The following is a 25,180-nucleotide window of genomic DNA, read 5'->3' as shown; positions in this document are numbered from 1 at the left end:
AAGCCCAACAAGACGGACCTTCAGCGCTCGCCCACGACCCATGCCAACGAAAGTCCCATTCTGGCCAGATCCGTGGGGCAGCTTGACCAGCGCCAGGTCGCCAGGACTGCAATACTCGACTTATCCCTTCCCCGCTCGTGACGATCGCCATGACCCCACCTCCCGCCCTCGGCCAGCGCTATGTCTTCGTCGTCCTGGCGCTGATCTTTCTCGCCCTGCTGGTCTCGGCCGGGGTGAGGTCCACCCCAGGCGTATTGCTGCTGCCGCTGCAGGAGACCTTTGGCTGGAGTCGCGAGACGGTCTCGCTTTCCGCCGCCATCGGCATCTTCCTCTACGGCCTGGTCGGGCCCTTCGCCGCCGCCCTGATGCAGACCCTGGGCATCCGCCGGACCCTGCTCGGCGGCCTGACCCTGATCAGCCTGGCCACCGCCCTGAGCACCCTGATGCGCGAACCCTGGCACCTGGTCGCCACCTGGGGCGTGCTCAGCGGCCTGGGTACCGGTTGCGTGGCCATGGTGCTGGGGGCCGCCATCGTCAATCGCTGGTTCGTCGCCCGCCGGGGCCTGATGATGGGCCTGCTGGCCGCCAGCACCGCCACCGGCAACCTGGTGTTCCTGCCGCTGCTGGCCCATCTCGCCAGTCAGGAAGGCTGGCAGACCGTGGTGCTGACCGTGGCGGTGGCCAGCGCCGCCCTGATCCCGCTGGTGGCCTGGCTGCTGCCGGAGCGGCCGGCGGACGTCGGCCTGCGCCCCCATGGCGCCCCGGCGGACTACCAGGCGCCAGTGGCCTCCGCACCGGGCAATCTGTTTCGCGTGACCCTCGGCACCCTGGCCATGGCCAGCCGCCGGCGCGATTTCTGGCTGCTGTTCCTGACCTTCTTCGTCTGCGGCTTCACCACCAATGGCCTGATCGGCACCCACTTCATCGCCATGGGCCATGACCACGGGCTGTCCCAGGTGCAGGCCGCCGGGATCCTCGCGCTGATGGGCATCTTCGATCTGGTGGGCACCACCGCCTCCGGCTGGCTGACCGACAGATACGATCCGCGTCGCCTGCTGTTCGTCTACTACAGCCTGCGCGGGCTCTCACTGATCTACCTGCCGTTCTCCGGCTTCGCTCCCGAGCAACTGCTGCTGTTCGGCATCTTCTACGGCCTGGACTGGATCGCCACCGTGCCGCCCACGGTCAAGCTGACCAACCAGAGCTTTGGCGAAAAAAGCGCGCCGGTGGTGTTCGGCTGGGTGTTCTGCGGCCACATGCTCGGCGCCGCCTGTGCGGCCTTTCTCGCCGGAGCCTTGCGCGAGCACTTCGGTTCCTACCAGGAGGCCCTGGTACTGGCTGGGCTGACCGGTCTGCTGGCGGCGCTGATGGCGCTGTGGATCGGCCGGCCGAGCGCCGCGGGAGCCGGGCGCTCGGCCGTGCCCGAGGCGGGCTAGGCGGGCTTGAGGTCCAGCGGCACGGCGGTCGGCGTGCGCTGCAGCATCGAGGCCGGGATCGCCAGGATCAGCAGGCCGCTGACGAACAGGCAGGCGCCGAGCACATAGGTGCCATTGTTGATGTCGCCGGTGAGGGTTTCCATGGTCGCGGTGATCATCGAGCCGGTGAAGCCGGAGAGGTTGCCGATGGCGTTGATCATGCCGATACCCGCCGCTGCGGCGACGCCGGAAAGCAGGGTGCCGGGCAGCGACCAGAAGATCGGCATCAGCGCCAGCAGGCCCGAAGCGGCCACGGTGAGGAAGAAGATCGACAGCACGATGTTGTGGATGAACCAGGCGCTCAGCACCAGCCCCAGGGCGCCGACGAAGGCCGGTACCGCCGCATGCATGCGCTGCTCGCCGGTGCGCGCCGAATGACGGGCGTTGAGCAGCATGACCACCAGGGCGACGCTGTAGGGGATGGCGGTGAGCAGGCCGATCTGCAGGCTGCCGCTGACCCCGGCGTTCTTGATGATCGAGGGCATCCAGAAGGCCAGGCCATAGAAGCCGGTGTTGAAGGTCAGCAGGATGAACACCAGCAGCCAGACCCGCGGATTGAAGAACACCTCGCTGAGGCGCGACGCCTTGCCGGCGTTCTGCTGCTCCAGTTTGCGCTTGAGCAGGGCCTTTTCCCGGGCGTTCAGCCAGGGCGCCTTGTCAATGTTGTCGCTCAGGCAGCAGAACACCACCACCGCCATGATGATCGAAGGCACCCCTTCCACCAGCAGCATCCACTGCCAGCCGGCCAGGCCGTGCCAGTTGTGCAGGCTGCTCATCAGCCAGCCGGAAAGCACGCCGCCAAAGCTCAGACTGAAGGGCAGGGCGATGAGAAAGCCCGACATCACCCGACTCTGCCGGCGGGTCGGAAACCAGTAGTTGAGATAGAGGATCACCCCGGGAAAGAAGCCCGCCTCGCAGACGCCCAGCAGGAAGCGCAGCACATAGAAGAGGGTGCTCGACTGCAGACCGAAGAATTGCGCCAGCGGCTGGGTGAAGGCCACCGCCATGGAGATGATCGCCCAGGTCAGCATGATGCGGGCGATCCAGAAGCGCGCGCCGTAGCGATGCAGCAGCAGGTTGCTGGGGACCTCGAAGAGAAAGTAGCCCCAGAAGAACATGCTGGCGCCGAGGGCATAGACGGTGTTGCTGAAGCCCAGATCGTCGAGCATGTCCAGCTTGGCGAAGCCGACGTTGACCCGGTCCAGGTAGGCGGCGATGTAGCACAGCAGCAGGATCGGCAGGATACGCAGCACCACCTTGCGGTAGGTGCGTTCTTCGAAGGCGTCGCCAGCGGCGCCCTGGGGAGCGGTGGTCTCGAACATGGGAATGACCTTCAGGGCCTTGGGGCCCGTTGTTGTTATTGAAGAGGTCGAAGGCGGCCGGGGATGCGGGGTGGCCGTCTGAATCGCCTGGCCACTCTAGGAGCGGGAGCGATTCTTTCCCAATGGCATTTGCGGATCATTCGATAACGACGCGTTATCGAAGCCTCTAGTCTGCGGACTCCTCGCGACCAGCATGGCTCAGCAGGATGGCGGCGAATTCCTGGGCCGCCTCGCCGAGGGGTTCGCCCTTGCGGGTGAGGATGCCGTAGTCCTGCGCCGGCAGGTGCAGGGGCAGCTCCAAGGCACTGAGCGCGCCGCTGGCGAGATAGGGCTCGACCATGGCCTCCGGCAGCATGCCGATCATGGGTCCGGCGCGCAGCACCTGGAGAAAGGTCTGCATGGAAATGGTATCGATGGTGTTGCTCGGCACTGGCAGGCCGGCGGCGGCGAAGGCCCGCTCCATGCGCCCGCGAATCGGCGTGCCCTTGGGATAGAGGATCCAGGGCCAGGCCAGCACCTGATCGAGGCCGACGGGGCCGCTGCCCACCAGTGGATGATCGGCGTTGACCACGAAACGGAACGGCTCCGGCGCCAGGGGCTGGAAGTCGAAACGCTGGGCCTGGGCTTCGTCGGTGAAGCGTGCCACCGCTAGGTGCAGCAGCTTGTCGTCGAGCATCTCCATCAGGTGATCGCTGGTCTGCTCCACCACCTCGATGGCCAGCAGCGGCCAGCGCTGCTTGATCGCGACGATGGCCTGCGGCAGCGCCACCGCCGTGGCGGCGAAGATGCCGCCGACCTTGAGTTGGCCGTGGCCGCCGCGTCTCAGGCTGTCGATCTGCTCGGCGAAGTCGCGGGCATCGTTGAGTGCCACCCGGGCGTAACGCAGCACGTGCTCACCCAGCGCCGTGGGCGGCATGCTGCGCGGCTGGCGCTCGAACAGGGCGAAGCCGAGCAGGTGCTCGAGCTCCTTGAGCATCTTGCTGATGGCCGGCTGGCTGAGGTTCATCTGCTGCGCCGCCAGGTGCATGTTGCGGGTGCGGCCCAGGGTGTCGATCAGCAGCAGGTGGCGAAACTTGAGCCAGTAGCAGATCTGGCTGAACGACGGCTCGGACAAGGACACCTCCTGGGCGATAAGCATTGGTTATCGAATGATGAGATAAGCCCATTTGAGTTTATCAGTCCGGCTGCCTAGCGTGGACCCATCAACCCTGGAGTCCTGCCCATGCCTCTTCGTCTCTCGCCTGGCAACACCCTTCCCACCGATGGCCTGGCCGGCACCCTGGTCGGTCGTGCCTGGGTGCCCGGTCCGCTGGCCGGTCCCTCGCCCGTGGTGCTGCGCGAGGACGGCGTCTTCGATGTCTCGGCACGCTTCGCCACGCTGAGCGCCCTGTTCGAGGAAGAGGCGCCGCTGCAGGCCCTGCGCGATACCCCCGGGCGCTACCTCGGCAGCCTGGAGGAACTGCTGGCCAACAGCGGCGAACAGGCCGATCCGAGCCGCCTGCGCCTGCTGCCGCCGGCCGATCTGCAGGTGATCAAGGCCGCCGGAGTGACCTTTGCCGCCAGCATGCTGGAACGGGTGATCGAAGAGCAGGCCGGCGGCGATGCCGGGCGCGCCGTAGCCATCCGCGAGCAGGTGCAGGCGGTGATCGGCGCGGATCTGCAGGGCCTGGAGCCGGGCAGTCCGCGCGCCCAGGCGCTCAAGACGCTGCTGATCGAGAAGGGCATGTGGTCGCAATACCTGGAGGTGGGCATCGGCCCGGACGCCGAGATCTTCACCAAGGCGCCGGTGCTGGCCGCAGTCGGCAGCGGCAGCGCCATCGGCATCCACCCCGTGTCCCAGTGGAACAATCCCGAGCCCGAGGTGGTGCTGGTGGCGGACAGCCGCGGCCGCCTGCATGGCGCCACCCTGGGCAATGACGTCAACCTGCGCGACATCGAGGGCCGCAGCGCCCTGCTGCTGAGCAAGGCCAAGGACAACAACGCCTCCTGCGCCCTGGGGCCCTTCATCCGCCTGTTCGACGAGACCTTCGATCTCGACCAGGTCCGCCAGTGCGTGGTGACCCTGGAAGTCCAGGGCGAAGACGGCTTTCACCTCAATGGCAGCAGCTCCATGGCGCAGATCAGTCGTGATCCCACCGATCTCGCCGCCCAGACCCTCAATGCCAACCACCAGTATCCCGACGGCTTCGTGCTGTTTCTCGGCACCCTGTTCGCCCCGACCCAGGACCGTGACGCCCCGGGCGGCGGCTTCACCCACAAGGTGGGTGACGTGGTGAGCATCGCCAGCCCGCTGCTGGGCACCCTGCACAATAGGGTGACCACCAGCGACCAGGCTCCGGCCTGGCGCTTCGGCCTCGGTGCTCTGATGCACAACCTGGCCGCCCGCGGCCTGCTGGGTCGCTAACCGCTCTTTCCTAATAACAACTAGAGACCATCATGACTTCCGCCAAACGCCCGCTGCGCAGCCAGCAATGGTTCGATGATCCTGCCCACGCCGACATGACCGCGCTCTATGTCGAGCGCTACATGAACTACGGCCTGACCCGCGACGAACTCCAGTCCGGTCGCCCCATCATCGGCATCGCCCAGACCGGTAGCGACCTCACCCCCTGCAATCGTCATCACCTGGAGCTGGCCCAGCGGGTCAAGGCCGGTATCCGCGATGCGGGCGGCATCCCCATGGAATTCCCGGTGCATCCCATCGCCGAGCAGAGTCGCCGCCCCACCGCGGCCCTGGATCGCAACCTGGCCTACCTCGGCCTGGTGGAGATCCTCCACGGCTTTCCCTTGGACGGCGTGGTGCTCACCACCGGTTGCGACAAGACCACGCCGGCCTGCCTGATGGCCGCGGCCACCACCGACCTGCCGGCCATCGTGCTGTCCGGTGGGCCCATGCTGGACGGGCATTTCAAGGGTGAGCTGATCGGCTCCGGCACCGTGCTCTGGCACGCGCGCAACCTGCTGGCGACCGGCGAGATCGACTACGAGGGCTTCATGGCCCTGACCACCGCCGCCTCGCCTTCGGTGGGCCACTGCAACACCATGGGCACGGCCCTGTCGATGAATGCCCTGGCCGAGACCCTGGGCATGTCGCTGCCCGGTTGCGCCAGCATCCCCGCGCCCTATCGCGAGCGCGGGCAGATGGCCTATGCCACCGGCAAGCGCATCTGCCAGCTGGTGCTGGACGACGTCCGCCCCTCGCAGATCATGACCCGCGAGGCCTTCGAGAACGCCATCGTGGTGGCTTCGGCCCTGGGTGCTTCCAGCAACTGCCCGCCGCACCTGATCGCCATCGCCCGCCACATGGGCGTGGAACTGTCGCTGGACGACTGGCAGCGCCTGGGCGAGGACATCCCTCTCCTGGCCAACTGCATGCCGGCCGGCAAGTACCTGGGCGAGGGCTTCCACCGCGCTGGCGGGGTGCCGGCGGTCCTTCACGAGCTGCTCAAGGCCGGTCGTCTGCACGGCGACTGCCTGACCGTTTCCGGCAAGACCATCAGTGCCATCGCCGAGGGGGCCGCCAGCTCGGATCCGGCCGTGATCCAGCCCTACGAAGCGCCGCTCAAGCACCGCGCCGGCTTCATCGTCCTCAGCGGCAACTTCTTCGACAGCGCCATCATGAAGATGTCGGTGGTGGGCGAGGCCTTCCGTCAGACCTACTTGGCCGAGCCGGGCAAGGAAAACAGCTTCGAGGCGCGGGCCATCGTCTTCGAGGGGCCGGAGGACTATCACGCGCGCATCGACGACCCGGCCCTGGACATCGACGAGCGCTGCATCCTGGTGATCCGCGGCGCCGGTCCGGTGGGCTATCCGGGCAGTGCCGAGGTGGTCAACATGGCGCCGCCAGCGGCCCTGATCAAGAAGGGCATCGACTCCCTGCCGTGCCTGGGCGACGGTCGTCAGAGCGGTACCTCGGCCAGTCCGTCGATCCTCAACATGTCGCCGGAAGCGGCGGTGGGCGGCGGCCTGGCCCTGCTCAAGACCAACGACCGGTTGCGCGTGGACCTCAATGCCCGCAGCGTCGATGTGCTGCTCGACGATGGCGAACTGGCGCGACGTCGCGCCGAGTGGACGCCCAATCTGCCGCCGGCCCAGACCCCCTGGCAGGAGTTCTATCGGCAACTGGTGGGCCAGCTTTCCACCGGCGGCTGCCTGGAACCGGCCACCCTGCACCTCAAGGTGATCGCCCGCGAAGGCGGGGTGCCGCGGCATTCGCACTAGAGTGAACAGGCTCGCACTGGCGGCCGGGCTTCATTAAGCTCTGCCGCCATGAACCGTACCCTCTATAGCCTGATCTTTACCCTGGCCTTGCCCTTCATCCTCCTGCGCCTGCTCTGGCGCGGACGCAAGGCCCCCGCCTATCGGCAACGCATCGGCGAGCGCCTGGCGCTGGGCTTGCCAGAGGTGTCACCTGGCGGCATCTGGGTGCATGCGGTGTCGGTGGGGGAGAGCATCGCCGCCGCGCCGGTGATTCGCGCGCTGCGCCAACGTCATCCCGAACTGCCGATCACCGTGACCTGCATGACGCCCACCGGCTCGGAGCGCATTCGCGCCCTGTTCGGTGACGAGGTGCACCACTGCTATCTGCCCTACGACCTGCCGGGGCTGGCCGGGCGCTTCCTCGATCGCCTGCGGCCAAGCCTGGGCGTGGTGATGGAAACCGAGCTCTGGCCCAACCTCATCCACCAGGCGGCGCGCCGCGACATTCCCATCGCTCTGGCCAATGGCCGGCTGTCCGCGCGTTCCGCCCGTGGCTACGGGAAACTGGGCGGGGTGACCGGACCGATGCTGGCGGAACTGGCCTGGCTGGCGGTGCAGACACCGGTGGAAGCCGAGCGCTTCCGCGCCCTCGGTGCCCGTGCCGAGCGGGTCATGGTGACCGGTTCCATCAAGTTCGACCTGCGCATCGATCCCGAGCTGCCGGCCCGCGCGGCTGCGCTGCGCCAGGGCTGGGGCCGTCGCCCGGTGTGGATCGCCGCCAGTACCCACGCCGGCGAAGACGAGATCCTGCTCCAGGCCCAGCGCCAACTGCTGGCCACCCGCCCCGATGCCCTGCTGATCCTGGTGCCGCGTCATCCCGAACGCTTTCCCGAGGTGCTGGCCGAGGTGCGCCGCGAAGGCTTCAGCGTGATCCAGCGCTCGACGGGGGAGGCGGTGCAGCCGCAGACCCAGGTCCTGCTGGGCGACACCATGGGCGAGTTGCTGTTTCTCTACGCCCTGGCCGACGTGGCCTTCGTCGGTGGCAGCCTGATCGAGCGCGGCGGGCACAATCCGCTGGAGCCGGCCGCTCTCGGCGTGCCGGTGCTCAGCGGTCCGCACGTATTCAACTTCCTCGACATCGTTGCCCAGTTGCGCGACGCCGGCGCTTTGGAAACAGTAGCGGAAGCCTCGGCCATCGCTGCCGCCGTAGCCCGACTCTGGGCCGAACCGGCGGAAGCCGAGCGGCGCCGGCAGGCGGGTCTCGCGGTATTGTCCGCCAATCAGGGCGCGCTGGAGCGCCTGCTTTCCGGACTGGATAAATTGCTCACGCCCTGAGCCGAGCGCGCCGGCAGGACCTCGGCGCGGGTCTTGGCCAGGTCCGGCGGCAGGAAGTCGCGATCCGGGTCGTAGTGGGGGTCGAGATAGCCCGACAGCGCCAGCAGGTCGTTGGGCGCCAGGGTACCGGCCGCCTGCTTGAGTCTCAGGGTATCCAGGATGTAGTTGTAGCGGGCATCGTTGTACTGGCGCACGGCGTTGTACAGCAGCCGCTGGGCGTCGAGCACGTCGACGATGGTGCGGCTGCCCACCTGGTAGGCGATCTCGGTGGCTCTCAGGGCGCGCTGGCTGGAGGCGATGGATAGCCGTCGGGCACGCACCTGCTCGATATCGGTGTTGATCGCCCGATGGGCATTGCGGGTGTTCTGCACCACCTGGCGGCGCAGGCTTTCCTGCTGCTGTTCGCTCCGGTCCAGCTGCTGGTAGGCCTGACGCGCCTGGGAGCTGGTGGCGCCGCCGCTGTACAGCGGTAGCTCCACCTGGATACCGATGCTGCGGCTGTTGACCGGGCTGCCGAACAGCGCCAGCTGCTCGGCGTTGGGCAGATTCACCGCATCGTTGTCGCTGTGGCTATAGCGCGCCACCGCATCCACCGTCGGCAGGTGCCCGGCGCGACGCTGGCGCAGGGTTTCCTGCGCCGCGTTCACGCCCTGGCCGGCGGCCAGCAGCTGCAGATTCTGGCGCATGGCGGTGTCCACCCACAGGCGAGCATCGTTGGGCTGCGGCGGCAGGATCGGCAGGTCGTGGCGAATGCCGGCGATGCTGCCGTAGTCACGATCGGTCAGACGGGTCAGGGCCTGGAAGGCGTCCGCCACCTGCTGCTCGCTCTGCGAGCGGTTGGCCTGGGCATTGTCGTAGCTGGCCTGGGCCTGGAGCACGTCGGTGTCGTCGGTCAGGCCGACCTTGTAACGCTCGCGGGACTGGTCCAGCTGACGGTACAGCGCCTTTTCCTCGGCACGGGCGGTGGCCAGGGCGTCCTGGGCGCGCAGGGCGCTGAAATAGCCCTCGGCGGTCTGCAGGATCAGTTGCTGCTGGGCGGCGGAAAACTGCAGCTCGGCCTGCTCGGTGGCGGCCTGGGCGGCCTTGAGCTGGAACCAGCGGTCGGCACGGAACAGTGGCTGGCTGAGGGTGGCCTGGATCAGCTGGCTGCTGCGATCACTGCTGTAGCGGCCACCCTGGACGCCCAGCGCCGGATTGTCCTTCAGCTGCAGGCTGGTATGGGTGTCGTTGAACTGGGCACCGAGCCCGATCTGCGGCAGCAGGCCAGCGCGCGCCTGGGGCACCGCCTCGCGCTGGGCGCCGAGACCGGCACGTTCGGCGGCGAGGTCGGCGTTGTTGTCCAGCGCCTCGCGGTAGACGTCGAGCAGGCCACTGCCGGCCACCTGGGCCTGGGCCAGACCGGCCGTGGTGCAGAGCGCCGCGAGCAGCAGGAATCTTCGCATTCTGGGTGCCTTCCTTGAGGGACCGGGCCAGTGTAGTGACTTCGTCCGAATCCGCCATAGGAGAGGAAATAGCGGTCGAAGTTTCTGCCGGTCTGGGTTTACACTGACCGCGTTCTTGTCGGGGTGCGCTACGAGGCGCTGAGATCGGGTAGTCCCGGATCCCGTTGAACCTGATCAGGCTAGGCGCGCCGCATGGCGGTGCGTCAACCTGCGTAGGGAACAAGAGGGCGTCCGCATCCATCTCCGTGGTCGCCATCCGTCCGGGCTTGCGTCTTCCTGCGTGCCCACCCCTTCGTCCAGGTTCTTCCCTCGGCAACGCGCCCACCAGGAGAGCCTCGATGAACAAGCAGAACAACGTCACCGACTTCACCCGCGTCGACCGCCAGTCCACCCAGCCGTTGCCCAATTCGCGCAAGGTCTATCTGACCGGCTCGCGTCCCGACATCCGTGTGCCGGTGCGGGAAATCTCCCTCGCCGATACCCCCACCGCCTTTGGCGGTGAAAAGAACGCTCCGGTGTTCGTCTACGACACCTCCGGTCCCTACACCGACCCGACCGCCCGCATCGACCTGCGCAAGGGCCTGCCGGACGTGCGTTCGCGCTGGATCGAAGAGCGTGGCGACACCGAACTGCTGGCCGGGCTCTCGTCCGAATTCGGTCAGGCGCGGCTCGCCGATCCGAGCCTCGCCGCCCTGAGATTCGACCTGGCGCGCCAGCCGCGACGGGCCAAGGCCGGGCGCAACGTCTCCCAGATGCACTATGCCCGCCAGGGCATCGTCACCCCGGAGATGGAATACATCGCCATCCGCGAGAACATGAAGCTGCAGGAAGCCCGCGCCGCCGGCCTGCTCGGCAACCAGCACCGCGGCCAGAGCTTCGGTGCCAGCATTCCCCAGGAGATCACGCCGGAGTTCGTCCGCGACGAGGTGGCCCGCGGCCGCGCCATCATCCCGGCCAACATCAACCACCTGGAGCTGGAGCCGATGATCATCGGCCGCAACTTCCTGGTGAAGATCAACGGCAACATCGGCAACAGCGCACTGGGCTCTTCCATCGAGGAAGAGGTGGAAAAGCTGACCTGGGGCATCCGCTGGGGCGCCGACACCGTGATGGACCTGTCCACCGGCAAGCACATCCACGAGACCCGCGAGTGGATCATCCGCAACTCGCCGGTCCCCATCGGCACCGTGCCCATCTACCAGGCCCTGGAAAAGGTCGATGGCGTCGCCGAAGAACTGACCTGGGAGCTGTTCCGCGACACCCTCATCGAGCAAGCGGAGCAGGGCGTGGACTACTTCACCATCCATGCCGGGGTGCGCCTGCACTACGTGCCCCTGACCGCCAAGCGCGTCACCGGCATCGTCTCCCGCGGCGGCTCCATCATGGCCAAGTGGTGCCTGGCCCATCACAAGGAAAACTTCCTCTACACCCACTTCGAAGACATCTGCGAGATCATGCAGGCCTACGACGTGAGCTTCTCCCTGGGTGACGGCCTGCGCCCGGGCTCCATCGCCGACGCCAACGACGCCGCCCAGTTCGGCGAACTGGAAACCCTCGGCGAGCTGACCAAGATCGCCTGGAAGCACGACGTCCAGACCATGATCGAAGGCCCGGGCCACGTGCCCATGCAGCTGATCAAGGAGAACATGGACAAGCAGCTGGAGTGCTGCGACGAGGCGCCGTTCTATACCCTCGGCCCGCTGACCACCGACATCGCCCCCGGCTACGACCACATCACCAGCGGCATCGGCGCCGCCATGATCGGCTGGTTCGGCTGCGCCATGCTCTGCTACGTGACGCCCAAGGAGCACCTCGGCCTGCCCAACAAGGACGACGTCAAGACCGGCATCATCACCTACAAGATCGCCGCCCATGCCGCCGACCTGGCCAAGGGGCATCCCGGCGCTCAGATCCGCGACAACGCACTAAGCAAGGCGCGTTTCGAATTCCGCTGGGAAGACCAGTTCAACCTGGGCCTGGACCCGGACACGGCGCGCGCCTTCCATGACGAGACCCTGCCCAAGGACTCGGCCAAGGTGGCGCACTTCTGCTCCATGTGCGGCCCTAAGTTCTGCTCCATGAAGATCACCCAGGAAGTCCGCGACTACGCCAAGGAAAATGGCCTGACCGACGAGCAGAAGGCCATCGAGGCCGGCTTCCAGGAACAGGCCGCGCGCTTCAAGGACGAAGGAGGGGTGATCTACAAGCAGGTCTGACGACCGTAGGTTGGCGCTGAGCGCAGCGAAGCCCAACGATGCGCAGGTCGACCTCGTACCGTTGGGCTTCGACGATGGAACCGTCTCAACCCAACCTACGGCTCCAGACAAACCACCGTAGGTTGGCGCTGAGCGCAGCGAAGCCCAACGATGCGCAGGTCGACCTCGTACCGTTGGGCTTCGACGATGGAACCGTCTCAACCCAACCTACGGTTCCAGACAAACCACCGTAGGTTGGCGCTGAGCGCAGCGAAGCCCAACGGTGCCGAAATCGAGCCCGGACCGTTGGGCTTCGGCGATGGAGCCGTCTCAACCCAACCTACGGTTCCAGACAAACCACCGTAGGTTGGCGCTGAGCGTAGCGAAGCCCAACAATACCCGGCGTCACCCAACGACGTTGGGCGCCCTCAACCCCTTGTTCACGAGACCCATCATGGCCCAGGCCCCCGGCCTCTATACCCCCACCGTCCCCGTTCCGGCGGACCGCCGCATCCTTGGCGGGCGCGACCTCTTCACTCTCTGGTTCTCCCTCGGCATCGGTCTCATGGTGGCCCAGGCCGGCGCGTTGCTGGCACCCGGCCTCGGCCTGGCCGATGGCCTGCTGGTGCTGGTGCTCGGCACCGGGGTCGGGGTGCTGCTGCTGGCGGCCGCCGGCCTGGTGGGCAGCGATACCGGCCTGGCCGGCATGACCGCCCTGGGCCAGAGCCTCGGCCAGCGCGGCGCGCTGCTGCCGGCGGTGCTCAACATCACCCAGCTGATCGGCTGGGGTGCCTTCGAACTGGTGGTGATGCGCGAGGCGGCCAGCGTGCTGCTGGGCAGCTGGGGCCTGCAGAGCTGGGCCTCGCCGGTGCTCTGGACCCTGGTCTTCGGCGCCCTGGCCACGGCGCTGGCGGTGGCCGGTCCCCTGACCTTCGTGCGCCGTTTCCTCAGCCGCTGGGGTATCTGGCTGCTGTTGGGCGCCTGCGGCTGGTTGACCCTGGACCTGTTCCTGCGCGCCGACCTGGCCGCTCTTTGGCAGCGCCCGGGCGATGGCTCCCTGACCCAGGCCCTGGGCTTCGACCTGGTGGTGGCCATGCCGCTGTCCTGGCTGCCGGTGATCGCCGACTACACCCGCTTCGCCCGCACCGGACGCAGCGCCGGCCGGGGCGTCATGCTGGGCTATTTCTGCGGCAACCTCTGGCTGATGGGCCTGGGCTTCGCCTACACCCTGGCCTTCGCCAGCGGCGGTGAAGCCGACGCTCTGCTACGCGCCCTGGCCGTGGCCGGCCTGGGGCTGCCACTGCTGCTGATCCTGCTGGACGAATCGGAGAATGCCTTCGCCGCCTATCATTCGGCGGCCGTGGCCACGGGTTTCCTGGCCCAGGTGAAGATCTGGCAGCTGACCCTGGCCATCGGCATCCTCTGCACCCTGCTGGCGCTGCTGGTCCCCCTGGCGCAGTACGAGCACTTCCTGCTGCTGATCGGCTCGGTGTTCGCGCCGCTGTTCGGCGTGGTGCTGGTGGATCACTTCCTGCTGCGCCGCCGCAAGGCTCCGCAGCGGGTACGGGCGTTGCGCCTGGAATCCCTGATCGCCTGGGCCCTGGGCGTGGCCGTCTACCACCTGCTGCCAACGCTGCTCCCGGCCTGGGGCGCGACCCTGCCGGCCATCGTGGTGGCCGGTACCGCACAGGCGCTGCTGGGGTTGAAGCGAGTTTAGGGTCCGGCCTGTTGGGCTTCGTTGCGCTCAGCGCCAACCTACGAGAACAGTGTGCTGGCTTAGCAGGCGTAGGTTGGGCTGAGACGGTTCCATCGTCGAAACCCAACGGTGCGCTGCTGAATAGGGCCTGTTGGCTTCGCTGCGCTCAACCCAACCTACGTCGGTCTCGGTCCGAGGTGACACCGTAGGTTGGGCTGAGACGGCTCCACCGTCGAAGCCCAACAGGGCGGACTACGGCTGGCGACTCTTCCCGCGCCCCGGGAAATACTCGCCCTTGAGGATGCCGTTGAGCTTGGGATAGGGGATCTTCAGCTCCGGATGGCCCATGGCATAGGGGGCGATGCTGCCGATGTCGTACTTGAGCGTCAGGGCGCCGAAGTCCAGGGCCACGTTGTTGGTCTTGAGGAAGGGCCACTGCTGACGGAATTCGGCATCGCCGACACCGTTGCTGAGCATCCAGGCCTCCCGCGACAGCTGCGCCAGGCGCCAGAACTCGGCTTCCTGCCCCGGCACCAACATGTCGCCCAGGGTGATCTGCCGATCGAGATGGCGATCCCAGGTGACGAAGTCGCGGCCGGCCAGGCCATGGGCGCCGCCGTTGGCCAGGTAGCTGGAGAATTCAATGATCACCAGGCCGTCATGCTGTTCGCGCACCTTGGCCTGCAGATAGCTGCTCCAGCGCGGCTGGGCCTTGGCGAGGAAATTTTGCTCGTAGCTGGCCAGCGAGGCGGGGATGGGCGCGCCCGGTTCGGCACGGGCCAGGCCCAGCAGGTGGCGTTGCACCAGGGCGTCCAGCGCCGGTTCGCCGAACTCCACGTAGTCGATGTTGATCAGTGGGCAGTCTTCGCCCTGGCAGCCGGCGGGGCGGTGCTCCCAGGCCTGGTGGCGAGGCGTGAGGGGTTTGTCGAGGTTGGGGCCGAAGACGCTTTGGCAACCACCGAGCAGCAGGCCGGCGAGCAGGAGGAGCGGGCGGATACGCATGGGATTCCTTGTCCTGGAAACAGAGAACGACGGCTTTCGAACCCGTCTGGCCCCATAAGTTTGCCAGGGGTGGGCGCAGGTTTCCCGGCTTGTTGTCCTTTTCGCGACTTGGCGCGCCGGGGGCTGCACGAGCGCAGGCGGCACGCTAGGATGATCTGATTACCTGCAATCAGCGCTGGAGCGCCCATGACCGAAGCCAATGAATCCCAGGCGCCCGCCGTTGAAATCCTGAGCCGCGAGATCTGCTTTCAGGGCTTCTACCGCATGGCCCGTTTCCGGCTGCGCCATCGCCAGTTCTCCGGTGATTTGGGCCCGGAACTGGAGCGCGAGGTCTTCGTGCGTCCCGATGCCGTCTGCGTGCTGCCCTACGATGCGGTGCGCGACGAGGTGGTGCTGATCGAGCAGTTTCGCGTCGGCGTCATGGAAAAGACCGCTCATCCCTGGCTGCTTGAGCCGGTGGCGGGCTTGGTGGACAAGCAGGGCGAGGCCGTCGAGGCGGTCGCTCATCGGGAAGCCGAGGAAGAAGCCGGGCTGACCTTGCAATCGCTCTGGCCCATCTCCACCTACTTCCCCTCGCCCGGCGGCAGTGACGAACAGGTCTATCTCTACCTGGGCCGCTGCAGCTCCGCGGACGCCGGTGGCGTCCATGGTCTGGAGGAGGAGGGCGAGGACATTCGCGTCCATGTCTGGTCGCTGGACGAGGCACTGGCAGGGGTGCGCGACGGTCGAATCAATAACGCAGCGGCAATCATCGCCCTGCAATGGTTGGCGCTCAATCGCGCCGAGGTACGGGGGTTATGGGGCTGAAACTGCGAGATCGCTATCGAGTTGACCTGCCGGGCCTGCAGGCCACGTGCGAGGCCAACTACGTGCGGCTGATGCGGCTTCTGCCCAAGATGCGCGAAGCCGTGGTATCGCGCCGCGTCATGTTGTCGCAAGGCGAGCGCCCCTTGGGGGTGCTGGCGCTGGAGGTCACCGAGGCCTGTCCCTATACGACGGTGCTGCGGGTCCGCCAGGAACTGGGGCTGCCCTGGCTGCCGGTTCCCGAGCTGGAAGTGCGGGTCTATCACGACGCGCGGATGGCGGAAGTGGTGTCGGCCGGGGCCTCCCGGCACCTGCTCGGACGCTATCCCTATCCCAACCAGGCGATGCATCAGCCTGACGAAAAGAACCAGCTCAATCTGTTTCTCGGCGAGTGGCTGAGTCACTGCCTGGCCTGTGGCCACGAGGCTGAACCCATCCTGCAGCGATGAGTACCAGGGCGCAACGCTGACAGCCGCGGCTTCCCTCTCGCTCGCCAAGCTGCGAAAATGTGATGCATGCACGCAAGTTCCCGGGAACTTTTCTGCACCCTGCCTGCGCTCGTTGTCCCCTTATGCCTAGGAGGCTTTGGTGAGTTTGCCGGATAGTGTCAACGCTCCCCTCGTCGTCCAACTGACCGACAGCCATCTGTTTGCTCGTGCCAATGGCCGGCTGTTGGGCATCGATACGGCGGCCAGCCTGCAACAGGTGGTCGCCCAGGTGGTACGGGAGCAGCCACGCATCGATCTGCTGCTGGCCAGCGGTGACCTCTCCCAGGATGGTTCCGTGGCGTCCTATCAGCGCTTTTGCGCGCTGACCGAGCCGCTGGACGCGCCCATGCGCTGGCTGGCCGGCAACCATGACGAGAACGCGCCCATGGCCAAGGCCTGTGGCGATCGCGATTTTTTGGAATCCGTCACCGACCTGGGCGCCTGGCGTCTCATCCTGCTCGACAGCACCGTGCGCGGCTGCGTGTTCGGTGAGCTGGAGCAGGCGCAGCTGCTGGCCCTGGAAGAGGCCCTGAGCGCCGCGCCCGAACGCCCCGCACTGATCTGCCTGCACCATCACCCGGTCCCGGTGGGCTGTGGCTGGATGGAACCCCTGGGGCTGCACCGGCCGGACGAGCTGTTCGCCGTGCTGGATCGCCATCCTCAGGTCAAGGTCGTGCTCTGGGGTCACATCCATCAGGAATTCGATCAGCTGCGCAACGGCGTGCGTCTGCTGGCCTCGCCGTCCACCGGTCTGCAATTCGAGCCGGGCAGCGAGGATTTCAAGGCGGGCGACCAGGCCCCGGGCTATCGCTGGTTGCGCCTGTTGCCCGATGGCACCCTGGAAACCGGTGTCTCGCGTCTGCAACAGCATGCCTTCACTGTGGATCACAGCGCGGCGGGCTACTGACGCCGACGCCGGTCGGCTGCCTTGGTCGCGCGGGTCGAAACGGGTTACTCTTTACCTGTTTTTTTATCCAGTAGGAGCGGCCCGATGCCGTCTATCCTCTATATCCATGGTTTCAACAGCTCACCCGCGTCCTTGAAGGCGCGGCAGCTGACCGCCTGCATGACCCGACTCGGCCTGGCGGACCGCCTGCGCGCCCCGGCGCTGCCCAACGATGCCGATGCCGCCTTCGCGCTCCTGGAGCACGAACTGGCCGAGCTGGACGCCCCCTTGCTGGTCGGCAGCTCCCTGGGCGGCTACTATGCCACCGTCCTGGCCGAGCGCCACGGGCTCAAGGCCGTGCTGATCAACCCCGCGGTCCGACCCTGGCGCTTCATGGAGCATTACCTGGGGCTTCAGCGCAATCACCATACCGGCGAGACCTGGATCCTCACCGAGGCCCACGTCGAGGCCATGCGTGCGCTGGAAGTCGCGGCGCCGGCGGATCCCGAGCGCTTCCACGTCTGGCTGCAGACCGGCGACGAGACCCTCGACTACCGCGACGCCGAACGCTACTACGGCGCCTGCACCCTGCGTATCGAGCAGGGCGGCGACCATGGCTTCCAGGGCTTCCATCGCCAGCTGCCGCTGCTGCTGGAGCTGGCCGGCTTCGATCCGGCGCTCTGGCGCGAGCTGGATTTCAACACCTTCGAATAGAGACCCCATGGCCACGCAGAACGCCTATAACGCCGACGCCATCGAAGTCCTCTCCGGACTCGATCCGGTGCGCAAGCGCCCTGGCATGTACACCGACACCTCCCGGCCCAACCACCTGGCCCAGGAAGTCATCGACAACAGCGTGGACGAGGCCCTGGCCGGTCATGCGCGCCAGGTGCAGGTGATCCTGCACGCCGACAACTCCCTCGAGGTGCTCGACGACGGGCGCGGCATGCCGGTGGACATCCATCCGGAAGAGGGCGTCTCCGGCGTCGAATTGATCCTGACCAAGCTGCACGCCGGCGGCAAGTTCTCCAACAAGAACTACCAGTTCTCCGGCGGTCTGCACGGGGTGGGCATCTCGGTGGTGAACGCCCTGTCGACCCGCGTCGAGGTGCGCGTCAAGCGCGACGGCAACGAATACGGCATGGCCTTCGCCGACGGCTTCAAGGCCAGCGAACTGGCCGTGGTCGGCAGCGTCGGCAAGCGCAATACCGGCACCAGCGTGCACTTCTGGCCGGATCCCAAGTACTTCGATTCGCCCAAGTTTTCCGTCAGCCGCTTGAAGCACGTGCTCAAGGCCAAGGCGGTGCTCTGCCCGGGCCTGGCGGTGAGCTTCCTCGACGAAGCCAGCGGCGAGCGTAGCGAATGGCATTACGAAGACGGCCTGAGATCCTATTTGATCGACACCGTGGGCGATGCCCTGCGGCTGCCCGAGGCCCCCTTCCACGGCAGCCTGGCCTCGGCCCGGGAAGCGGTGGACTGGGCGCTGTTCTGGCTGCCCGAGGGCGGCGAGTCGGTGCAGGAAAGCTACGTCAACCTGATTCCCACCGCCCAGGGCGGCACCCATGTGAACGGCCTGCGCCAAGGTTTGCTGGATGCCATCCGCGAATTCTGCGAGTTCCGTAACCTCTTGCCGCGTGGCCTCAAGCTGGCCCCGGAAGACGTCTGGGAGCGCATCGCCTTCGTCCTCTCGATGAAGATGCAAGAGCCGCAGTTCTCCGGTCAGACCAAGGAGCGGCTGTCCTCCCGCGAGGCGGCCGCCTTTGTCGCCGGGGTGGTCAAGGACGCCTTCAGCCTCTGGCTCAACGCCCATCCGGAGCTGGGTCAGCAGATCGCCGAACTGGCCATCAACAACGCCGGCCGCCGCCTCAAGGCGGGTAAGAAGGTCGAGCGCAAGAAGATCACCCAGGGTCCGGCGCTGCCCGGCAAGCTGGCCGATTGCGCCGGCCAGGATCCCATGAGATCCGAGCTGTTCCTGGTGGAGGGTGACTCCGCCGGTGGCAGCGCCAAGCAGGCGCGCAGCAAGGAATTCCAGGCCATCATGCCGCTGCGCGGCAAGATCCTGAACACCTGGGAGGTGGACGGCAGCGAGGTGCTGGGCAGCCAGGAGGTGCACGACATCGCCGTGGCCATCGGCATCGACCCGGGCAGCGCCGACCTGAGCGGCCTGAGATACGGCAAGATCTGCATCCTCGCCGACGCCGACTCCGACGGCCTGCACATCGCCACCCTGCTGTGCGCCCTGTTCGTGCAGCACTTCCGCCCGCTGGTGGACGCCGGCCACGTCTATGTGGCCATGCCGCCGCTGTACCGCATCGACCTCGGCAAGGAGGTTCACTATGCGCTCGATCCCGCCGAGCGGGATGGCATTCTGGATCGCCTGGCGGCGGAGAAGAAACGCGGCAAGCCTCAGGTGACCCGCTTCAAGGGCCTGGGCGAGATGAATCCGCTGCAATTGCGCGAGACCACCATGGATCCCAACACCCGGCGCCTGGTGCAGCTGACCCTCGACGACGTGCCCGCCACCCTCGAGATGATGGACATGCTGCTGGCCAAGAAAAGATCCGCCGATCGCAAGAGCTGGCTGGAATCCAAGGGCGATCGCGCCGAAGTGCTGCTCTAAATATGTTGGCTGCGCTTGTCGCGGCCATGGGCTGCTCCTACAGGTGTATCGAGCGCCTGTAGGAGCGGTCCATGACCGCGATGGACCGGGCCCCCCGATCAAAGACGTAACACCAAAGGACTCCCATGAGTGCACCCCTCGACCTGAGCCTGGATGGCGTCGAACGCCGTTCGCTGGCCGACTTCACCGAGAAGGCGTATCTGGACTACTCCATGTACGTCATCATGGACCGCGCCCTGCCGCACATCGGCGACGGCCTCAAGCCGGTCCAGCGCCGCATCATCTACGCCATGAGCGAACTGGGCCTGGACGCCGACGCCAAGCACAAGAAATCCGCCCGTACCGTGGGTGACGTCCTCGGTAAGTACCACCCCCACGGCGACTCGGCCTGCTACGAGGCCATGGTGCTCATGGCCCAGCCGTTCTCCTATCGCTATCCGCTGGTGGATGGCCAGGGCAACTGGGGCGCGCCCGACGACCCCAAGTCCTTTGCCGCCATGAGATACACCGAGGCGCGGCTGTCGCGCTATTCCGAGGTGCTGCTCAATGAACTGGGGCAGGGCACCGTGGACTGGGTGCCCAACTTCGACGGCACCCTGAACGAGCCGGCGGTGCTGCCGGCACGCCTGCCCAACCTGCTGCTCAACGGCACCACCGGGATCGCCGTGGGCATGGCCACCGACATCCCGCCGCACAACCTGCGCGAGGTGGCGGCCGCCTGCGTGCGCCTGCTGGACGATCCCATCGCCGGGATCCCCGAACTGCTCGAACACGTGCCCGGTCCGGACTTCCCTACCGAAGCCGAGATCATCACCCCGCACGCCGACCTGCGCAAAATCTACGAGACCGGGCGCGGCTCGGTGCGCATGCGCGCCGTCTACCGCCGTGAAGACGGCGACGTGGTCATCACCGCGCTGCCGCACCAGGTCTCGGGTTCCAAGGTGCTGGAGCAGATCGCTGCCCAGATGCAGGCCAAGAAGCTGCCCATGGTGGCCGACCTGCGCGACGAGTCGGACCACGAGAATCCGACCCGCATCGTCATCGTGCCGCGCTCCAACCGCATCGATGCCGACGAGCTGATGCAGCACCTGTTCGCCACTACCGATCTCGAATCCAGCTACCGGGTCAACCTCAACGTCATCGGCCTGGACGGCAAACCCCAGGTCAAGGACCTCAGTCAGATCCTCCAGGAGTGGCTGCTCTACCGCATCGGCACCGTGCGCCGTCGCCTGCAATTCCGCCTGGACAAGGTCGAGCGCCGCCTGCACCTGCTGGACGGCCTGCTGATCGCCTTCCTCAACCTGGACGAGGTGATCCACATCATCCGCACCGAAGAGCATCCCAAGCAGGCGCTGATGGCCCGCTTCGAGCTCTCCGAGGACCAGGCCGACTACATCCTCGAAACCCGCCTGCGTCAGTTGGCGCGGCTGGAAGAGATGAAGATCCGCGGCGAACAGGCCGAACTGCTCAAGGAGCAGAAGCGCCTGCAGACCCTGCTGGGCAGCGACAAGAAGCTGCGCAATCTGGTCCGCGACGAACTGATCAAGGATGCCGAGACCTATGGCGACGCCCGCCGCTCGCCCATCGTCGCCCGTGCCGAGGCCAAGGCCCTGTCCGAAACCGAGCTCATGCCCACCGAGCCGGTGACCGTGGTGCTTTCCGAGAAGGGCTGGGTGCGCCAGGCCAAGGGCCATGACGTCGACCCGACCGGGCTGTCCTACAAGGCCGGTGATGGCTTCAAGGCGGCGGCCCTGGGTCGCTCCAATCAGTTCGCCGTCTTCATCGATTCCACCGGCCGCAGCTATTCGGTGGCCGCCCATTCGCTACCGTCGGCGCGTGGCCAGGGCGAACCCCTGACCGGGCGCCTGACGCCGCCGCCGGGGGCCAGCTTCGAATGCCTGTTGCTGCCGGACGACAGCGGTCTCTATGTCCTGGCGTCGGATGCCGGCTACGGCTTCGTGGTCAAGGGCGAGGACCTGCAGGCCAAGAACAAGGCCGGCAAGGCGCTGATCAGCCTGCCCAATGGCGCCAAGGTGCTGGCCCCGAAGCCGGTGGCTTCCCTGGAGGACACCTCCATCGCGGTGGTCACCAACGAGGGACGGCTGCTGGTGTTCGCCATCACCGAGCTGCCGCAACTGGCCAAGGGCAAGGGCAACAAGCTGATCTCCATCCCTGGCGAGCGGGTCGCCAAGCGCGAGGAATACGTGGTCGATCTGGCCGTGGTGCCGGCCGGCGCTTCCCTGACCCTGCAGGCCGGCAAGCGACCCTATACCCTCAAGGGCAGCGACCTGGAGCACTACCGCGCCGAGCGCGGCCGGCGCGGCAACAAGCTGCCGCGTGGCTTCCAGCGGGTGGACTCGCTGCAGGTGGAAACTTGAGCCGTCTGCAGTCAGCCGCTAGCATAGCCCGGATTTTTTCGACCAGGACTCGCCGGGCCATGGTGCCCGTCGAGAGAGAGCCTCGATGAAACGGATATGTCTCGCCAGGTTGGCGCTCGTTGGCCTGCTGGCCGGCCTGGGTGGCTGTGCCAGCCTCGGTCCCAGCCACTACTACCAACTCGACGGCGGCAATGCGCGCGCGCCGGCGAGCAGCGAGCGTGGCCTTGCGGTGTGGATCGAAAGCCTGCAACTGGCCGACTACCTGCAGCGCGACGTGCTGCTGGAGCGCCAGCCCGATGGCAGTCTCAAGACCACGGGCGATCACTGGGCCGGACCGCTGAATGCCAATGTGCGGCAATTGCTGCAGCGCCAACTCGCCAGCCGCCTGAACAGCGGTCGGGTGGTGGTGGGTGAGCAACCCGCCGGCTTCGATCCCCAGTATCGCGTGGAGCTGGTGGTGACCCGCCTCGATGCGGGCGATCAGGCACCTGCGGCACTGGATGCCAGCTGGCAGCTGCGCGATGGCCAGGGCCGCCTGCTGGATAGCGAAGTGGTCCATCTGCAGGCGCGTCATGCCGGCGACCGCGCAGCCCAGGTGCGGGCCCAGAGCGAGCTGCTGCAGCAACTGGCCGCACGCCTGGCCACCGATCTCACCAAGGTCGCCCAGCGCGGCCGGCGTGGGGGCGAGGTAGCGCGCAAGGAGCCGAAAAAACTCGTCGAAGAGGCCCAGGCCCGGCCGACGCTGCCAGCCGTGGTGCCCATTCGCACCGGCGCCGAGGTCTATCGCTTCTGATCCGGTCGGGCTCCGTGCGTCGCCGCGCGGGAGCCTTCGGCGGCGCTCGATGTTCTATCCAGCAGGACCCTCAAGCCCTGGAGGTTGCATGACGCTGCCCCTGTTTCCCCTGAACACCACCCTGTTTCCCGGTTGCCGCCTCGATCTGCAGCTGTTCGAAGCCCGTTATCTGGACATGCTCGGTCGTTGCCTCAAGCAGGGCAGCAGCTTTGGCGTGGTGACCATCCTCGAAGGCCGCGAGACCGGTGCGGCGCCCAATCGCCTGGGCGCCTACGGCTGCGAGGCGCTGATCCGCGACTGGCAGCAGCAGAGCAACGGCCTCTTGGGCATCCGCATCGAAGGTGGCCGGCGTTTTCGCCTGCTGAGCCAGGAAGAACAGCCCGATCACCTGGTGGTGGCGGAGGTGGAGTGGCTCCCCGAAAGCGAGCCCCAGCCATTGCGCGATGGCGACGCCGATCTCATGGCGCTGCTGGTGGCCCTGGCCCAGCATCCCATGGTCGCCAGCCTGGACATGGGCGGTGAAGTCGCCGACCGCCAGGCCCTGGGCTACCAGTTGGCCTACCTGCTGCCGTTCGAGGCCCACCTCAAGCTGGAATGGCTGGGCATGGGCGATCAGGGTCAGCGCCTGGCCGCTATCGACCGCCATCTGGTGGATCTGCAAGGTGACTTCCAGGCTTGAGGCCAAACGCCAGGCAAAAGAAAGCCCGCCGGGCAGGGCGGGCTAAAAGTGCTTTGGGGGCACTCGATAAGACCCTGGCACTTTGCCATAAGTTCAGTCTTATGAGATCAAAGTGCCATTCTCCGAGGGTCAGCCTGCCAGCAGCTTGATGAACTCGCGATTGAAGGCTGGAATGTCGTCCGGCTTGCGGCTGCTCACCAGTTGACCGTCGACGATGACCTCCTGGTCCTGCCAGGTGGCGCCAGCGTTCTTGAGGTCGTCGGTCAGCGAGGGCCAACTGGTCAGGGTCTTGCCCTGCACCAGGCCCGCGGAGATCAGCAGCCAGGCGCCATGGCAGATGACGGCCACCGGCTTGCCGGCATCGGCGATCTGTTTGGTCAGCTGCTGGGCCTGCGCGTCGATGCGGATGGTGTCGGCATTGACCACACCACCGGGCAGCAGCACGGCGTCGTAGTCACCGGCATTGGCTGCGGCGAAGGTGAGGTCAACCGGAAAGCTGTCGGCCGGCTCGGTGCCGTCCCAGCCGCGCACCTCACCGCTTTCGGCGGAGATGATGTGGGTCTGGGCGCCGGCCTGTTCCAGGGCCTGCTTGGGGCCGGTGAGCTCGGCCTGTTCGAAGCCGTCGGTGACCAGGATGGCGATTTTCTTGCCGTTCAGGGATGTAACCATGGTTGCGGATACCTCGATTGGAATTCGGTCGGGCTAGCCTTTTGCCAGCGCTCCTAAATCCGTCTCGCTTTACCCCTCTGAAGTTCCTTCGTCGCGCCCGATGGCATCGGCGCACGGCGCGGAGTAAATTTGCGACATCCATCGCAGAGTAGTCCCCATGTCCCAAGCGTCCCCTCAGCTGACCGAGGAGCAGATCCGTCAGGCTCTGCAAGGCATCAGCATTCCTCCGCAGCCGCAGATCATGGTGGATCTGCAGCTCGAACAACTCATGCCCAGCCCCGATCTCAAGGTCATCTCCCGTCTGATTGGTCAGGACCCGGGGCTGTCGGGCGCCCTGCTCAAGCTGGTGAACTCGCCGTATTTCGGCCTCAGCAATCGCATCACCTCGATCCAGCGCGCGGTCAATCTGCTGGGCAGCCAGTCGGTCATCAACCTGATCAACGCCCAGTCGATCAAGGGCGAGCTCACCGACGAGACCATCGTCATCCTCAACCGCTTCTGGGACACCGCCCAAGACGTGGCCGAGACCTGCCTGAGCCTGGCCAAGAAGACCGGCTACCCGACACCGGACGAGGCCTATGCCCTGGGCCTGTTCCACAACTGTGGCATCCCACTGATGCTCAAGCGCTTCCCCAACTACATGGCGGTGCTGGAAGAGGCCTATGCCAGCGTCAACGAGCAGGTGCGGGTGGTGGACGTGGAGAACCGGATATTCAACACCAACCACGCCGTGGTGGGCTATTTCATCTCCCGCTCTTGGCGCCTGCCGGAGCACGTCGGCCAAGCCATCGCCAATCACCACAACGCCCAATCGGTCTTCGACGAGGACTCCACCACCGATATCCAGATCAAGAATCTGCTGGCCCTGCTGAAGATGGCCGAGCACATCTGTGGCTGCTATCGCGCCCTGGGCGGTCAGGACGAGGATCACGAGTGGCAGGCCATCGCGCCGCGGGTGCTGGATCACGTCGGCCTGTCCGAGTACGACTTCGAGTCGCTCAAGGAGACCATCCTTGAGATGGGCAGCGGTCGGATCAATTACTAGATTTGGTTAAAAGGGCCTGCGCTCGGCCAGGCGGCGTTGAAAACCAGCTCGGAATGCTCATTTACCCTTTGTAAACTCCGCTTCCTCGCTGTTTTTCGCCTTGCCTGACCTTCGCTCGGCGCCTTTTAAGCCAAATCTCTGGAATAAGCCT

The 25,180-nt window shown here is 66.4% G+C and carries 20 protein-coding genes and 1 riboswitch; of the genes, 15 read left to right on the top strand and 5 right to left on the bottom strand.

What is annotated here, in order from left to right:
• The first annotated feature begins 149 nt into the window (after positions 1-149).
• Positions 150-1,436, top strand: coding sequence for an MFS transporter (locus V6W80_RS19090; RefSeq protein WP_338545095.1), 1,287 nt, complete (start codon positions 150-152; stop codon positions 1,434-1,436).
• Here V6W80_RS19090 and V6W80_RS19085 read toward each other — a convergent pair.
• Positions 1,433-2,797 carry an MFS transporter gene (locus V6W80_RS19085; RefSeq protein WP_338545094.1) on the bottom strand — a complete coding sequence of 455 codons (1,365 nt, stop codon included), beginning with the start codon at positions 2,795-2,797 and terminating at the stop codon, positions 1,433-1,435. The genes V6W80_RS19090 and V6W80_RS19085 overlap by 4 nt on opposite strands.
• A 166-nt stretch (positions 2,798-2,963) precedes the next feature.
• Positions 2,964-3,911, bottom strand: coding sequence for a LysR family transcriptional regulator (locus V6W80_RS19080; protein WP_338545093.1), 948 nt, complete (start codon positions 3,909-3,911; stop codon positions 2,964-2,966).
• A 108-nt stretch (positions 3,912-4,019) separates the two neighbouring features.
• Here V6W80_RS19080 and V6W80_RS19075 point away from each other — a divergent pair, with 108 nt between their 5' ends.
• The 3 genes from V6W80_RS19075 to waaA are packed head-to-tail and all read left to right on the top strand — an operon-like array spanning position 4,020 to position 8,332.
• Positions 4,020-5,201 (top strand): fumarylacetoacetate hydrolase family protein, encoded by a 1,182-nt coding sequence (locus tag V6W80_RS19075; RefSeq protein WP_338545091.1) that lies wholly within the window; start codon positions 4,020-4,022, stop codon positions 5,199-5,201.
• A 32-nt stretch (positions 5,202-5,233) separates the two neighbouring features.
• Positions 5,234-7,018 carry an IlvD/Edd family dehydratase gene (locus V6W80_RS19070; RefSeq protein ID WP_338545090.1) on the top strand — a complete coding sequence of 595 codons (1,785 nt, stop codon included), beginning with the start codon at positions 5,234-5,236 and terminating at the stop codon, positions 7,016-7,018.
• 48 nt (positions 7,019-7,066) lie between these two features.
• Positions 7,067-8,332, top strand: a complete 1,266-nt coding sequence (waaA, locus tag V6W80_RS19065) for a lipid IV(A) 3-deoxy-D-manno-octulosonic acid transferase (protein ID WP_338545089.1) — start codon at positions 7,067-7,069, stop codon at positions 8,330-8,332.
• Here the strand turns inward: waaA and V6W80_RS19060 are convergent.
• Positions 8,278-9,774 carry a TolC family outer membrane protein gene (locus V6W80_RS19060; RefSeq protein ID WP_338545088.1) on the bottom strand — a complete coding sequence of 499 codons (1,497 nt, stop codon included), beginning with the start codon at positions 9,772-9,774 and terminating at the stop codon, positions 8,278-8,280. The two genes, waaA and V6W80_RS19060, sit on opposite strands and share 55 nt — an antisense overlap.
• Before the next feature lie 109 nt (positions 9,775-9,883).
• Positions 9,884-10,010: riboswitch (TPP riboswitch) on the top strand.
• A 102-nt stretch (positions 10,011-10,112) separates the two neighbouring features.
• Here V6W80_RS19060 and thiC point away from each other — a divergent pair.
• Both thiC and cytX read left to right on the top strand, forming a co-directional pair.
• Positions 10,113-11,990 (top strand): phosphomethylpyrimidine synthase ThiC, encoded by a 1,878-nt coding sequence (thiC, locus tag V6W80_RS19055; RefSeq protein ID WP_017640759.1) that lies wholly within the window; start codon positions 10,113-10,115, stop codon positions 11,988-11,990.
• A 433-nt stretch (positions 11,991-12,423) separates the two neighbouring features.
• Positions 12,424-13,686 (top strand): putative hydroxymethylpyrimidine transporter CytX, encoded by a 1,263-nt coding sequence (gene cytX / locus V6W80_RS19050; RefSeq protein ID WP_068383420.1) that lies wholly within the window; start codon positions 12,424-12,426, stop codon positions 13,684-13,686.
• A gap of 231 nt (positions 13,687-13,917) precedes the next feature.
• On the opposite strand, the gene V6W80_RS19045 is transcribed toward cytX, so the two are convergent.
• Complete coding sequence (locus V6W80_RS19045; RefSeq protein ID WP_017640757.1) at positions 13,918-14,667, bottom strand: RsiV family protein; 750 nt, start codon at positions 14,665-14,667, stop codon at positions 13,918-13,920.
• A 186-nt stretch (positions 14,668-14,853) separates the two neighbouring features.
• Between V6W80_RS19045 and V6W80_RS19040 the strand changes: the two genes are divergently transcribed.
• The 8 genes from V6W80_RS19040 to V6W80_RS19005 all read left to right on the top strand — a co-directional run bounded on the left by V6W80_RS19040 (position 14,854) and on the right by V6W80_RS19005 (position 23,315).
• A complete protein-coding gene (locus V6W80_RS19040) occupies positions 14,854-15,474 on the top strand; it encodes an NUDIX domain-containing protein (RefSeq protein ID WP_017640756.1) in 621 nt (206 codons plus the stop codon).
• Positions 15,465-15,920 carry a DUF1249 domain-containing protein gene (locus tag V6W80_RS19035; protein ID WP_017640755.1) on the top strand — a complete coding sequence of 152 codons (456 nt, stop codon included), beginning with the start codon at positions 15,465-15,467 and terminating at the stop codon, positions 15,918-15,920. Before V6W80_RS19040 ends, V6W80_RS19035 begins: the two co-directional genes overlap by 10 nt.
• A gap of 139 nt (positions 15,921-16,059) precedes the next feature.
• Entirely contained in the window at positions 16,060-16,866 is an 807-nt protein-coding gene (gene cpdA, locus V6W80_RS19030; protein WP_173149001.1) for a 3',5'-cyclic-AMP phosphodiesterase, read from the top strand.
• An 84-nt stretch (positions 16,867-16,950) separates the two neighbouring features.
• Positions 16,951-17,559 (top strand): YqiA/YcfP family alpha/beta fold hydrolase, encoded by a 609-nt coding sequence (locus tag V6W80_RS19025; protein WP_068383409.1) that lies wholly within the window; start codon positions 16,951-16,953, stop codon positions 17,557-17,559.
• Between the two features lie 7 nt (positions 17,560-17,566).
• Positions 17,567-19,465 (top strand): DNA topoisomerase IV subunit B, encoded by a 1,899-nt coding sequence (gene parE, locus V6W80_RS19020; RefSeq protein ID WP_068383407.1) that lies wholly within the window; start codon positions 17,567-17,569, stop codon positions 19,463-19,465.
• A 125-nt stretch (positions 19,466-19,590) separates the two neighbouring features.
• Complete coding sequence (parC, locus tag V6W80_RS19015) at positions 19,591-21,843, top strand: DNA topoisomerase IV subunit A (RefSeq protein ID WP_338545087.1); 2,253 nt, start codon at positions 19,591-19,593, stop codon at positions 21,841-21,843.
• Between the two features lie 85 nt (positions 21,844-21,928).
• Entirely contained in the window at positions 21,929-22,636 is a 708-nt protein-coding gene (locus tag V6W80_RS19010) for an ABC-type transport auxiliary lipoprotein family protein (RefSeq protein WP_184290505.1), read from the top strand.
• 88 nt (positions 22,637-22,724) lie between these two features.
• A complete protein-coding gene (locus tag V6W80_RS19005; RefSeq protein ID WP_338545086.1) occupies positions 22,725-23,315 on the top strand; it encodes an LON peptidase substrate-binding domain-containing protein in 591 nt (196 codons plus the stop codon).
• Between the two features lie 129 nt (positions 23,316-23,444).
• Here the strand turns inward: V6W80_RS19005 and V6W80_RS19000 are convergent, their stop codons facing one another.
• Positions 23,445-23,984 carry a type 1 glutamine amidotransferase domain-containing protein gene (locus V6W80_RS19000; RefSeq protein ID WP_338545085.1) on the bottom strand — a complete coding sequence of 180 codons (540 nt, stop codon included), beginning with the start codon at positions 23,982-23,984 and terminating at the stop codon, positions 23,445-23,447.
• Positions 23,985-24,204: 220 nt separating this feature from the next.
• Here V6W80_RS19000 and V6W80_RS18995 point away from each other — a divergent pair, with 220 nt between their 5' ends.
• Positions 24,205-25,029, top strand: coding sequence for an HDOD domain-containing protein (locus tag V6W80_RS18995; protein WP_173149192.1), 825 nt, complete (start codon positions 24,205-24,207; stop codon positions 25,027-25,029).
• Positions 25,030-25,180 lie beyond the last annotated feature (151 nt).

Origin of the sequence: Pseudomonas benzopyrenica (assembly GCF_036884265.1) — a bacterium.
Classification (GTDB): Bacteria; Pseudomonadota; Gammaproteobacteria; order Pseudomonadales; family Pseudomonadaceae; genus Chryseomonas; species Chryseomonas benzopyrenica.
This window is presented reverse-complemented; position numbering and strand designations above follow the sequence as displayed.

Bases quoted from the DNA above. Each gene is read 5' to 3' on its own strand.
- V6W80_RS19035 (WP_017640755.1), top strand. From the start codon at position 15,465: ATGGGGCTGAAACTGCGAGATCGCTATCGAGTTGACCTGCCGGGCCTG.
- V6W80_RS19045 (WP_017640757.1), bottom strand. From the start codon at position 14,667: ATGCGTATCCGCCCGCTCCTCCTGCTCGCCGGCCTGCTGCTCGGTGGT.
- cytX (WP_068383420.1), top strand. From the start codon at position 12,424: ATGGCCCAGGCCCCCGGCCTCTATACCCCCACCGTCCCCGTTCCGGCG.
- V6W80_RS19000 (WP_338545085.1), bottom strand. From the start codon at position 23,984: ATGGTTACATCCCTGAACGGCAAGAAAATCGCCATCCTGGTCACCGAC.
- V6W80_RS19005 (WP_338545086.1), top strand. From the start codon at position 22,725: ATGACGCTGCCCCTGTTTCCCCTGAACACCACCCTGTTTCCCGGTTGC.
- V6W80_RS19075 (WP_338545091.1), top strand. From the start codon at position 4,020: ATGCCTCTTCGTCTCTCGCCTGGCAACACCCTTCCCACCGATGGCCTG.
- parC (WP_338545087.1), top strand. From the start codon at position 19,591: ATGAGTGCACCCCTCGACCTGAGCCTGGATGGCGTCGAACGCCGTTCG.
- waaA (WP_338545089.1), top strand. From the start codon at position 7,067: ATGAACCGTACCCTCTATAGCCTGATCTTTACCCTGGCCTTGCCCTTC.
- V6W80_RS19040 (WP_017640756.1), top strand. From the start codon at position 14,854: ATGACCGAAGCCAATGAATCCCAGGCGCCCGCCGTTGAAATCCTGAGC.
- V6W80_RS19025 (WP_068383409.1), top strand. From the start codon at position 16,951: ATGCCGTCTATCCTCTATATCCATGGTTTCAACAGCTCACCCGCGTCC.
- parE (WP_068383407.1), top strand. From the start codon at position 17,567: ATGGCCACGCAGAACGCCTATAACGCCGACGCCATCGAAGTCCTCTCC.
- V6W80_RS19010 (WP_184290505.1), top strand. From the start codon at position 21,929: ATGAAACGGATATGTCTCGCCAGGTTGGCGCTCGTTGGCCTGCTGGCC.
- V6W80_RS19070 (WP_338545090.1), top strand. From the start codon at position 5,234: ATGACTTCCGCCAAACGCCCGCTGCGCAGCCAGCAATGGTTCGATGAT.
- thiC (WP_017640759.1), top strand. From the start codon at position 10,113: ATGAACAAGCAGAACAACGTCACCGACTTCACCCGCGTCGACCGCCAG.
- V6W80_RS19085 (WP_338545094.1), bottom strand. From the start codon at position 2,797: ATGTTCGAGACCACCGCTCCCCAGGGCGCCGCTGGCGACGCCTTCGAA.
- V6W80_RS19090 (WP_338545095.1), top strand. From the start codon at position 150: ATGACCCCACCTCCCGCCCTCGGCCAGCGCTATGTCTTCGTCGTCCTG.
- V6W80_RS19060 (WP_338545088.1), bottom strand. From the start codon at position 9,774: ATGCGAAGATTCCTGCTGCTCGCGGCGCTCTGCACCACGGCCGGTCTG.